General features: G+C 34.3%; 7 protein-coding genes. 5 read left to right on the plus strand and 2 right to left on the minus strand.

What is annotated here, in order from left to right:
• Window positions 1-308: 308 nt before the first annotated feature.
• From QMO11_RS14285 to QMO11_RS14295, 3 genes are all read left to right on the plus strand, one after another.
• A complete protein-coding gene (locus QMO11_RS14285; RefSeq protein WP_282037906.1) occupies window positions 309-3,068 on the plus strand; it encodes a serine hydrolase domain-containing protein in 2,760 nt (919 codons plus the stop codon).
• Between the two features lie 122 nt (window positions 3,069-3,190).
• A complete protein-coding gene (locus QMO11_RS14290; RefSeq protein ID WP_282037907.1) occupies window positions 3,191-4,027 on the plus strand; it encodes a hypothetical protein in 837 nt (278 codons plus the stop codon).
• A gap of 168 nt (window positions 4,028-4,195) precedes the next feature.
• Window positions 4,196-4,336: a hypothetical protein gene (locus QMO11_RS14295; RefSeq protein WP_282037908.1), complete on the plus strand. Its 141-nt coding sequence runs from the start codon at window positions 4,196-4,198 to the stop codon at window positions 4,334-4,336.
• A 154-nt stretch (window positions 4,337-4,490) separates the two neighbouring features.
• Here the strand turns inward: QMO11_RS14295 and QMO11_RS14300 are convergent, their stop codons facing one another.
• Both QMO11_RS14300 and QMO11_RS14305 read right to left on the minus strand, forming a co-directional pair.
• Window positions 4,491-5,597 (minus strand): hypothetical protein, encoded by a 1,107-nt coding sequence (locus QMO11_RS14300; protein ID WP_282037909.1) that lies wholly within the window; start codon window positions 5,595-5,597, stop codon window positions 4,491-4,493.
• A gap of 458 nt (window positions 5,598-6,055) precedes the next feature.
• Window positions 6,056-7,360: a M18 family aminopeptidase gene (locus tag QMO11_RS14305; RefSeq protein ID WP_282037910.1), complete on the minus strand. Its 1,305-nt coding sequence runs from the start codon at window positions 7,358-7,360 to the stop codon at window positions 6,056-6,058.
• Between the two features lie 331 nt (window positions 7,361-7,691).
• Here QMO11_RS14305 and QMO11_RS14310 point away from each other — a divergent pair, with 331 nt between their 5' ends.
• Both QMO11_RS14310 and QMO11_RS14315 read left to right on the plus strand, forming a co-directional pair.
• Entirely contained in the window at window positions 7,692-10,055 is a 2,364-nt protein-coding gene (locus QMO11_RS14310; RefSeq protein WP_282037911.1) for a type IA DNA topoisomerase, read from the plus strand.
• 317 nt (window positions 10,056-10,372) lie between these two features.
• Window positions 10,373-12,472, plus strand: a complete 2,100-nt coding sequence (locus QMO11_RS14315) for a WG repeat-containing protein (protein WP_282037912.1) — start codon at window positions 10,373-10,375, stop codon at window positions 12,470-12,472.
• Window positions 12,473-12,481 lie beyond the last annotated feature (9 nt).

Raw genomic sequence — 12,481 nt, forward strand, 5'->3', positions numbered from 1 at the left:
AATTATGAATAACTAAAGTAATCTTTGTTTATTTATTTACCAAATTATTTGGAACAATTGATTTTAGTAGCTTTTTACTTAATTGCTAAGCTTATAGAATCAGATATAAATATTAGTTTCAATAAAGAATACAATTAATTACGTAATACAATGCTATTAAAACTAGTAGGTTAAATGTTTTGTTCATATTAATTGCTTTTTTTCTGCGAAAGCTATTGATGTTCTCGAGCTAAAAAATTAATTTTGGTTTCCTTTCGGTGTTATTATAACAGCAGGATGATGGGGAAGAACATTGAGAGATAAATAAAATGAGAATAGCCAAATTGAGAAAACTATATATTTGCTTAATTATACTAATATTAAGTGTATCCTACTCTAAAGCAAATAGTCTTCCTGAGTTCTATAATGCTACTGTAGATTCAATTTACGATATATTAAGTTTAGAGGATAAGATCAGCTGTATTGTTATAGCAAAAGAAGACTCCTTTAATTTAAGTCTACAATCGTTAGTTTGTAACCATAGTTCTTTTGTTGATTCATGCAGAAGCGAGAGGGTATGGGCAAATGTTGATCATCTGCTAAACGATACGGTAAGTGGAACTTCTATAAACAAGAACCTTGTAAAATCAGCATTAATAAGAGGCGATAACTCCGAATTATTGTCATTATTTAATCAGTGGTTGGCTATCTCAGATAACAATGGTTTTTATTATGATATAGACTCACCTTACGCACTCTTATTTGCTAATACAGATGTTTCATTACTGAGCTATTTTTATGTTCCTTATGGAAGATTATTAAGTCCTATTATAAGCGAAAATAAGTTTGACGATTATTTTTCTGTGGATGTATACCAATATCCATCAAAGGTATTGAGTTCCCATAAAATGAATCGCCTCGAAAATGAGTTTAATCAACAGTATTCAGATAGTCAATCTTTTTCTATTCTTGAGGGTACATCATGGTTAAATTACGAGCGATTAATGGAAGACAGAAATTCACCATCAGTGGAAACCGTTCTTTCTCAGGGTGCCATTTTTGTTTCAAAAAATAAAAGGGAAGTACAAGAAGACTTACTACGTTTAATAAATAGTAAGGTGCTTGATGAATCGCAAATTGAATTTAGCTGTAAAAATAGTTTGTTGCAGCAGTATTTATATAGTAAGGATAAACTTAGCAAAACAACAAGTTGCAATCAAACTCAATTATCTGAAAATATAAATATTAGAATAAAAAGACAAGGGAGTATACTCCTTGAAAGTGATGGAATTATACCAGTTAATAAATTATCAGAACGAAAAATAGCAGCGATACATTTAGGCAGCGCAAAAGAAATGCCTTTTTTGAAGATGCTTAAACATTATGCAAATATAGAGTCGTTTAGTGTGGATGAATTATCTGATAATAAAACTAAAAAGCTCTCGAAAAGTATCGCTTCGAGCAATACTATAATATTAGCAATAACTGAGGATTGGTTACAAGCTTACAAAGTAAAGAAAGTGAATGGGAAGTTAAAACAACTATTAACGAATCATGATGTGGTAATTTCTTATTTTGGTGATGGTACTTCTTTAGGTAAACTGACTAACTCCGTAAAATATAATGCACTTAGCATGTCATTTGAGGCAGATACCTTAAGTCAGGAGTGTATGGCTCAAATGATAATGGGAGGAATCGGAGCCAATGGAATTTTACCTTTTGATATTGATAAGAAATTCGTATTTGGCACTGGTGTTAAAACAAATAAGTGTCGCTTATCCTACGCACCAAGTTATTATGCTGCAAACACTGATTCGTTAGCAAATATTGATAAAATCGTTTATAAAGCAATTCGTGAGAGAGCTACGCCTGGTTGTCAGGTTTTAGTAGCAAAAGGAGGAGATATTATTTACAATAAATCTTTCGGATATCATACCTACGATAAAAAAACACACGTTAATAATAGCAACTTATACGATATTGCATCTATTACAAAGGTAACGGCGAGCATACCTTCGTTAATGAAAATGTATGATGAGGGAATCCTTCATATTGAGGATAGTTTAACCATGCATCTACCACGAATGGAAGGAACTAATAAATCAGGTATGCAAATTGGCGATATGTTAGTTCATCAAGCAGGTTTACAAGCTTGGATTCCATTTTATATGCGTGCTCTTGATTTTGAAAAGGTACGCGGAAAACTATATAGCAATCGATATTCTGCCAATTATAACATTAGGGTTGATAAGCATTTGTATATGAATAAAACGGCACGCTTTAGAACCGATGTTTTTAGAAGTACTAAAACAGCTCAGGCAAATGTAAAGGTGTGTGATAAAATGTATATGAATAGTGCTTGGATTGATAGCGTTAAAATAGCTATTGATACCTCTTCAGTTCGTTTACCTGCAAAGTATAGATATAGCGATTTGGCATACTATTACTATCGTGAAATTATCGAGCGTACTTATAATAAACCTTTGCAAGATTTTGTTCAAGATAACTTTTATAAAAATTTAGGAGCAGAGAGACTTACTTATTTGCCTCTTGAGAAATATTCGAAGAAAGAGATTATGCCTTCAGAGAATGATTTACAATGGCGTAAAGAAGTAGTTCAAGGGTATGTTCACGATCCTGGTGCAGCAATGTTAGGTGGTGTTGGAGGACATGCGGGTTTGTTTGCTAATGCAGAGTCCTTAGCAAAAGTATACCAAATGTATTTACAACAAGGAAGTTATGGGGGTGAGCAATACTTTAAACCAGAAACAATCGAATTATTCACTTCTACTTATAAAGATGGCAATCGTCGTGGTTTAGGTTTTGATAAACCAGAAACAGACCCAGAAAAAGCTAGTCCATCGTGCCCTGAGACTTCTGCAAGTTCCTATGGGCATTCAGGCTTTACAGGTACTTTAGTTTGGGTTGACCCTGAATATGATCTCATTTATATTTTTTTGTCAAACAGAGTGTATCCGCGTCAGTATAACAAAAAGCTAATTACAAGTAACGTGCGAACTTCAATACATTCAGCTATCTATCATTCTCTTCCTGAGTTTTGGGAGCGAAATAAAATTATAGATAAGTAATTCTATTTTCTAGGTTTATTATTTTGTAGTATTCTGATAATCTATGTAGTATGTGATTGTTGGTAACTATTCTCATATTATTCTTATCTTTGATCTATTATTGAGATTAAAAGAGCTTGAATATGAATCAGGGTGAGTTAATTATTAATGACGAAAGATGTTTTAGGATAGATGGTTTTGAGAGATATCATGTAAGTGAATCGGGACGCGTTTACAGAACAGAAACAGGTAAACCCAGAACTTGGCGAACGAAAGGGCGAATATATATAAGTGAAAATCAAGTTCATTTTGATACCAGAAATAATTCAGTGCGCCGTGGTTACGTTAGTTTAACAGATACTGAAGGGAAGCTCCATAATGTTGAAGTAGCCCCTGTTGTTGCATTAGCCTTTGGGGTAATTAAGGAAAAACTAAACAAAAAAAAGCAAGCCATTGTATTCAAAGATGGAGATATACGAAATTTGCATTTTACTAATTTAGAGGTAGGGGAAAGAAAACCCAGTAACAGTAAACTAAGCAAAGAAGATGTAAAGCATATTAAGAAACAGATTAAAATGGGTATTCCATTAAGAAAGATTGCTTGGTTTTTTAGTGTGTCTGAAATGCAAATTAACCGAATCAAAACCGGTGAAAATTGGGGAACAGGTAAGCGTAAGATTAAAGCTCCGCAAGCTCCTTTTGAGATTGAAGATGGTAGAATGCGTAAGTATATAGCCACCTTTAATAAAAAGAAAACTGCGACAAAGGTGAAGAAACCTTTTGCAGTTAAAAGAAACGCCCAGAAGCCTACTGATAATACAATTGTGGGTATTGTAGATGGATACAAACTATGGATAAAACACTCTAACATAACCAGAGCAAGGCAATTGGTTGATAAGTTAAACGACTATTTTTTTAACGATACAAAGAAGCCGATTAAAGAGAGCGGAGGTATTTTTAAGGATTGGACAGAAAAATAATTACATACCCACCAAGTATAACCTTCTTCTCAGCTACTATTTACCCAGAATCTATAGTTTTTGTAAAGGGTCTAATCTCTAATGTAATATTGGCTCAATGTTGGTAGTTACTAATACGCGCTTATATGGTTTAAAACTTAGGAAAAAATGTCTACCAAGTAGGAAAAAATGCCTACCGAGCTTGCAAAAATGTCTACCAAGGAGGAAATAATGTCTACCGAACACGAAGAAGTGTCTACCAGACAGGAACGAGACTCTACTACACAGGAAGGAGTGTCTACCGAACTCGACATTGTACCTACCGAGTAGGAAGGTGACCGATTACAAGTGAGTAATTTGACCTTCCCTAAAATAGCTTGACAGATTTTTACTTTATTTTGAAGATATTACAGCTAGCAATTCCCTAAAATAAAAAAATCTCAAAACCATTGGTTTTGAGATTTTGTATATTATATATTACAATTTATTCACACACAGCTACATCAAGGTGTATCGCATAATACATATAATCACCCACCATCACAGATAAATCTGTTCCTTTGTATGAGAAATGTCCTCCTGAAGGTCTACTTGTAGGAAGCGTATCATATCCTTGAATTTTAACAGCTTCATTATCATCTATTAAAGCCATGTTATTGCCAAGTACAATATTAATTTTACCATCTACATATTCTACATAAGCTCCATCTACTGCAAATTGGCCTGCATATATTGCTTGCTGTCCTCCAACTGAGGCGTCATAATAAAACCACCAAGCAGAACCATTTTCTTGGGATGTACCTCCCCATGCTGTTTCTAAACGACAATCACCACACCATTCAGATGGTAATTCAAAATCAAGATCATAAATGCCAGCAGGAAGCACACCATCAGGCAGACCAGGTAGGCTATTGATATATTCTAAGTCTTCTTCAGATATTCCCTCTCCATTAGTTACGTGCCATACAATCTCTTGTAATTCCTCTTTTACAGTCTCGTAAAACATTGCTGCACCCACTCCAAAATAAAGCATATAGTCTTCGTAATTGATCATTTTGCCTTGAAGCGCATTAACTAGTTCCAACATAACCTCCGATTGAGTTACACCCAATAATTCATATGAGGCACTATTGTCTGAATCACTTTTACCATAGTTTAAGCAGTATAAATGTATCGTTACAGTTCTTTCTTCACCAGGTGATAAGCAAACAGCTACAGGTGCTAGTAATATACCATTCTGATACCCTTCTAGATTTACATCAAAAACCGATCCTGCTCTAAAAAAGGCGGTTCTCCATTTATATAGATTATTATTTGTAATTGTTAGCGTAATGGTAACTAAATCTCCAGAACCTTGCGCTACTCCCTCAATAACCACATCATTGGAAATAGATTTCATTACATCTCCAACACCAGTTATTTTCCCAAGCGTAAGGTCTTGGTGGAAGCTATATTCTTGAGCCTCGAGTGTACCTGCTGAGTCTCCCATTCCGGGAATTTCACCTGCTACTTCTAATTTTTCTTTATTACAAGAATTGAATACCAATCCTATAGTAGCTATAATTAATAACAGTCGTCCTACATTCTTCATCTCACTATGTTTTAATTGTTATTGCTAAACTTTTATGTTGAAGTAAATGTATGTAGATATTTATAAAGGTTAAAGGCTTGAGCTATTTAGATAAGTAGATAAGTGACTGACGGAGTTATATTTGTTAGTGATGTGTCTCTGTAAAATGTTGCTGAAGTGAGATTTAGCTGTATTTTTATCCCGTAGTTAAGCCACGCCGTAGAACTTTGTTATTTGATAAATGGTATTATTGAGTAGGTAAGTATGCAAAATTGCCTAATGAAATTGTTTCCAGGATTACAGAAGTGGGTTTAATACAGTGCGTTAAGGATAATATTACTCATTTTACCAGAGTAAGGGCAATAAGAGGCCAAGTATAGCTTGCGAATTGAAATATTAGTTGACGAGTTTATTATAAGAAAAAGCGCCAAGTACAAATTACAATACTTGGCGCTTTCTTTAATACTATGCTTAGTAAGCTATTTTAAATTATAAAATGTTACAAACGATTTTGTAGTGTATGTATGATCGCTAACTCCACCTAATTCACGTACCGAGTGCATGGCAAGCATTGGGTTACCCATATCAATAGTTCTGATATCTATTTGCCCGGTTGATACATTACCAAGAGTTGAACCACCAACTAAATCCGATCGGTTTACAAACTTTTGATAAGGTACATCAGCTTTCTTACAAATCATCTCGTACACTGCACCTGAATCTCCATCTGTGGTGTATTTTTGGTTGGCATGTATCTTTATTACCGGACCGCCATTAATAACAGGGTGTAATATAGGATCATGTTTTCCCGCATTGTTAGGATGTACCGCATGAGCCATATCTGCCGAAATCATAAATGAATTATAAATCATTTGAAAGTATTGCTCTGTGTTATTTCCTAAAGCAAAGTTAATTCGTTCTAATATGTTTTTAAGTACGGGCGAACCTGCACCTTGTTTTGTTCCACTGCCAACTTCTTCGTTATCAAATACACATAACATTTGCGTTGTTTCGGTATTGCTGCTTTCTAATAAGGCTTTGGTACCGGCATGAACCATTGCTAAATCGTCAAGTTTTCCTGAACTAATAAACTCATTATTGAGCCCCATAACACAGCCTTTTTCATACTCAAATAATGTTAGGTCAAAATCAATTATTTCAGCAGCATCTACTTTTAGCTCTTCAGCAATAAGGTTTAATAAATAATTATCCTTTTCAAGCTTATCGTTTAGCATCCCTAATAAAGGAAGCATATCTATCTGTTTGTTTAAGGCAATTCCATCGTTAACCTGTCTGTTAAGATGAATGGCTAAGTTTGGTATTGTCATTAAAGGTCTGTTGATACTAACAAACTTTGTTTTGGGGTTTAATATATCATCGCTCTTTAAGCTTACTCTACCTGCAATTGATAGTGGGCGATCCATCCAGGTCATTAAAATAGGGCCACCATACACTTCGGTATTTAGCTTTAGGTATTTTCCTTCAGCTAACATTTCGGGCTGAGGTTTAATTTTAAAACCCGGAGAATCACTGTGAGCACAGATCATTTTTATACCAGTTTCTGCAATATTCTTTTGTCCAATAGTAAAAGCAAATAATGCGGAATCGTTTTTTGTTGTATAGTATTTTTTTCCTGCCTCAAGTTTCCAAGTGCTGGTTAATGGTAGCTCGGTAAATCCTTCAGAATTAAGAGTGGTCTTTAAATTACTTACCACATGGTAAGGCGATGGACTTTCATATATAAAATCGATAAGCTCGTTGGCTAATTGTATTTCTGAACTCATATTGTTGGTTTTAATTTTGTGCAATTTATAAAATGTATGTGTAGTTAATTACGACTATCATCATATTAATGCCTGAATCGTTGTTTTTGTTCATGGTATCATTAATAGTCAATTTTAACTTAAGACTGAGGTAATTGATATAAATCGAACTAATACCATGAAATTACTGAAAAAGGAATCATAATGTTATTAATGGGGTCTGTATAATTCCATTACAAAATGAATCATTAAAATTTAAATTTGTTGGGGAATAAAGCCTGCGTCTTATTTGCTCAAACTGCTAAAAAACTTATCTTCGTGCTACTCACAAAATGAAAGGAACTTTAAGAATATGCGTGTTTGTATTGCCGAGAAACCAAGTGTTGCAGGAGAGATTGCCAAAGTTGTTGGAGCATCTAGTAGAAAAGATGGTTATTACGAGGGTAATGGCTATCAGGTAACATGGACTTTCGGACACTTATGCACCCTTAAAGAGCCTCATGATTACATGCCCGAATGGAAACGGTGGAATTTAGTCACTATTCCTATCATTCCTTCTAGCTTCGGAATTAAGCTCATACAGAATCAGGGAGTTGAAAAACAGTTTAAAACTATAGAGCGATTGGTTGGGCAAGCTACAGAAGTGATAAACTGCGGTGATGCCGGCCAAGAGGGAGAAGTTATTCAACGCTGGGTGCTACAGAAGGCAGGGTGCAAAGTGCCATTAAAACGTCTTTGGATTTCATCATTAACAGAGGAGGCTATACGCGAGGGTTTTAATAAGCTATATGATAACGCCAAATTCGATAATTTATATGCGGCGGGTAGCTCGCGTGCTATTGGCGATTGGCTTTTAGGTATCAATGCAACCCGTTTGTTTACCATTAAATACAGTCAGCCAGGTACAGTTTTATCGGTGGGCAGAGTGCAAACGCCAACCTTGGCTTTAATTGTAAATCGGTTTTTAGAAATTGAGAATTTTGTGCCCAAACCTTATTGGGAGCTAAAAACCATATATAAAGAAGTTACTTTTTCATCAACTCAAGGTAAGTTTGAGAGTAAAGAAGAAGGAAATACAGCGCTTGAAAAGGTGAAAGATAAACCTTTTGTTGTAACTGATTTTACGCGTAAGCCAGGCAAAGAAGCTCCACCGCGTTTATTTGATTTAACCTCCTTACAAGTAGAGTGTAACAAAAAGTTTGGCCTTTCGGCCGATGAAACCTTAAAGGGGATTCAATCGCTATATGAGAAAAAATTAACCACCTATCCAAGGGTTGATACCACTTACTTGAGTAACGATATTTACCCAAAAATACCTGGCATATTAAAAGGATTGGTCGATTATAAAGAGTTGGTTGAGCCATTGTTAAGTAGTAAGCCACGCAAATCTAAAAAGGTATTTGATGATAAAAAGGTGACTGATCACCATGCAATTATTCCCACAGGTGTTGCACCAGGGAATTTATCGCGCGATGAGAAAATTATTTACGATACCGTTACTCGTAGATTTATTGCTAATTTTTATCCCGATTGTGAAATATCTACCACAACAATTCTGGGCGAGGTTGAGGGTGTTAAATTTAAAACATCAGGTAAGCAAGTAATTAAAGAAAACTGGCGTGTTGTGTATAAAGGCTTACAAACCAAAAAGACCAGCGAAGAAAGCATATTACCTGAGTTTATAAAAGGGGAGAGCGGACCTCATGAGCCTGATTTTCAGCAAAAGGAAACGCAACCGCCAAAGCAATATACTGAAGCAACTTTGCTGCGAGCCATGGAAACTGCCGGTAAGCAAGTGGATGATGAGGAACTACGCGAAGCCATGAAGGAAAATGGCATTGGCCGACCGTCAACACGTGCCAATATTATTGAAACCCTATTCAGAAGAAAGTACCTATACAAACAACGTAAAAATGTGCTGCCTACGCAGATGGGTATCAAGCTAATTGACACTATTGATAATGATTTGTTAAAGTCGGCTGAACTAACAGGTATTTGGGAGCAAAAACTTCGTCAGATTGAGAAGGGAGAATATCAGATAGTCGATTTTATGGCTGAGTTAAAACAAATGGTTTCAGATTTAGCTTTCCAAGTAAAAAGTGATTATTCTCGTGGTAAAATTATCATAGAAGAGAATGATAATAAACCACCGGAGAAAAAGGCCAAACCAAAGGTAGTTAAAGAAGTAGTACTTACCTGTCCAAGATGTGGAAAAGGCAATATGCTAAAAGGTAAATCTGCGTGGGGATGTTCGGAATATGCCAATGGCTGTAAAACCATTATACCTTTCGAATTTTTAGGCAAAAAGTTTACCGACAAACAAGTTGAGGCCTTAATTCTTAAAAAGAAAACACCTCTTATTAAAGGATTCACGCAAGGTGATAATAAAGTAAATGGCACTGTAATTCTTAATGCCGATATTCAGTTAGAACTTCAGGCAGAAGCCGCTAAAGAGTTGATATGCCCTAAATGTAAAACGGGTAAAATATTGGAGGGCAGATCGGCTTGGGGTTGCTCAAACTATACCAATGGTTGCCGTGTAGTTATTCCATTTGAATTCTTAAAAAAGAAGCTCAGTAAGAGTAATATGGAAGCCCTTATTTTTAAAGGTAAAACTCCTAAATTAAAAGGTTTCTCTCTTTCTGATGAAGAGAAAGGAGTGACTGGATTTATTGATTGGGACGAGAACTTTTCGTTGCGTTTTACTAAAATGTAATTATCCGATAGCTTACATGTTAATTAAGTAAAGAGACTAGATATTTAGCCAGATCAAGATTTATTTATATCGATATACACATGCCCGTTTTCTAACATAAATTGTATTGCTATATTTGCGGTGTTGTATGCTTAGTGTACACTGTTTTCATAAAATGGTGTCCTCCAAATAGAGTGTTTCCACAGATGCATATAGCAGGCTAATATTGTTTTATTGAAAATCAAATACCAAAGTGCACTTAAACCTATTCTTTTATATCAGTATTCTTGAGCTAGCCTAATACTGGTAATAATATCCAATTATAAATAAGATTATTAATGAACAAAACTTTTACTTTTAATAAAGATCTACTCTTAGTAGGCTTATTTCTTTTGTGTGCTATATCATCAAGCGCTCAATATATTATAGAGAAAGATGCCTCGGGCAAATATGGATACAAAAACCAAGACGGTTCTTGGATGATTGAACCTCAGTTTAAGTCAGCAGAACCTTTTTATGATGATTTAGCTTTAGTAAAATTACAAACGGGTTATTATTCAAGCAAAAATGCATTAATAAATAAGAAGGGTAATATTATTTTCCAGAAGGAGGGAGGTGATATTTTAAAATTAAACGCAATTGATGATGAGTCAGAAGTTATATGGGCGATTACCTCATATAATAATGAAGTAAACGATTACACAATAAACAGTATGCTAAATAATAAAGGAACTGTAATTTTCAGTAACGATTCAGTTCCTCAATACAGAACAGCTGATAGAATAAAAATTATTGCATTTCCTAATTGGTCAACAAATATTGATATTAGTACTGGTAAAGAGTATAAGGAAGTAATTCAACTTCGAGATAGAAAAAAAATAATTGTTCCTCACAAAAAAGATCTTGCTCATGAGCCTGCTTTGTTAATTAATAAAGAGGGGTTGATAGAGGGTAAGTATTTAATGCAGACCACAGAAAAAATAGTTAGTAATAACAGAGCTATAATACTTTCTAAAAGTTCGAATGGTTGGTATGATCCAGTATATTCTTATTTATACCTAACCGATTACAAAAATGGTAAGTATGGAATAAAAAGCACAGATGGTGAAGTTTTAGTGCCAACTGTTAACGATAGCATTACATATACTGCACCTGATAGTTATAATAAATGTGGTATTGCTACATATAAAAATGGAAAAGGTAAAAGATATAATTACTTGCTCCAAGCAGAAATACAATCTGTAAAATGTAACAGCGTTGCTACAAATAATTACCAAGAGTTTATGGTGTTTGAGGAGAATGGGAGAAATTCGCAGTTAATCGATTTAGCACCCAACTATCAAACCAGGCTATTTTATAATGCAGAACAAAATGAACCCGAGATTACTTCTGATCGACTATCAAAACCATACATCATTAAAAAAGATAAGTTTAACGAACATTACAATAAAATAGACCATCTTATAATGGTTGGCGATTACCTTTTAAAATATGAAGCCAATGATTCTACAATCGCATATTTATATAATTTGGTTAACAATACGAGGTTAAACCTCCCATCTAATCAAAATTTAGATTGGCAAAAAAGCATGTCTGAAACTTATTCAGAATGTTTTATTGTACCTGAAAAAGACAATCCTAAGAAATATAGTATTGTCAATAAAACGGGTAAGATTATTTCCTTAAAAGATTACGAGTATAATAAGATTTATTTCAGAGGCAAGCATGTGTTTTTATCAGGAACAGAGAAAAGTTACATACTCGATGTTGATGGTAAACTCATACTAGAGGTAGACAATTATAATTGGGATAAGCTTAAATTTCCAAGAGTATCAAGTAAAATATACGTGCCTTTTAAAGTTAGAATTGAGGGTGAAGAAAAAAACAAATATGGCGTGTTTGATTTAAGTAAAGAAGCATGGGTTTTTGATATAGATTATGCTAAGGATAATAGAGGAGCATCGATATTATATTACAATTATAGCATTGAATCTAGTGAGTTTAACTATGCGCTTATCGAAAAACCAAAATCAAATACAAAACAGAGTACATTAAATATCTATAATACAGATTCTTGTTTTTTTAGTATCCCTATTGATTACAATCCGGCGCATGAAATTAAAATGAAAAAGAGTTCTAATTACTATATTATCACCTACGGAAACTTTATGGGGATTGTATATCAAGGCAAAGTACTTCAAGAAAAAATGTATCATATTAAAGATATTGGAAATGAATATTTCATTGGAACTAAAAAAGAGGAGTACACTAAATACTACGCCTTATTTTCAATGAGCGGGCGCTTAAGCGATTTTAAATACAAATCTATTTACTCTTCATATTATGGTTGTTTTGAGGCTGCCAGATGGGATGAATTACTACAAAAGGATGTAAGGGTTTTATTGGACAAGCATGGCAGAGAGTTGGCTATTTGGTAAGTAAGTTGT

The sequence above is a fragment of the Saccharicrinis aurantiacus genome, assembly GCF_947489045.1.
In the GTDB taxonomy this organism is placed as follows: Bacteria; Bacteroidota; Bacteroidia; order Bacteroidales; family Marinilabiliaceae; genus Saccharicrinis; species Saccharicrinis aurantiacus.

What these genes read in the sequence shown, in the direction of transcription:
- QMO11_RS14285 (WP_282037906.1), top strand. Translation starts at nt 309, where the DNA reads ATGAGAATAGCCAAATTGAGAAAACTATATATTTGCTTAATTATACTA.
- QMO11_RS14290 (WP_282037907.1), top strand. Translation starts at nt 3,191, where the DNA reads ATGAATCAGGGTGAGTTAATTATTAATGACGAAAGATGTTTTAGGATA.
- QMO11_RS14315 (WP_282037912.1), top strand. Translation starts at nt 10,373, where the DNA reads ATGAACAAAACTTTTACTTTTAATAAAGATCTACTCTTAGTAGGCTTA.
- QMO11_RS14300 (WP_282037909.1), bottom strand. Translation starts at nt 5,597, where the DNA reads ATGAAGAATGTAGGACGACTGTTATTAATTATAGCTACTATAGGATTG.
- QMO11_RS14305 (WP_282037910.1), bottom strand. Translation starts at nt 7,360, where the DNA reads ATGAGTTCAGAAATACAATTAGCCAACGAGCTTATCGATTTTATATAT.
- QMO11_RS14295 (WP_282037908.1), top strand. Translation starts at nt 4,196, where the DNA reads ATGCCTACCGAGCTTGCAAAAATGTCTACCAAGGAGGAAATAATGTCT.
- QMO11_RS14310 (WP_282037911.1), top strand. Translation starts at nt 7,692, where the DNA reads ATGCGTGTTTGTATTGCCGAGAAACCAAGTGTTGCAGGAGAGATTGCC.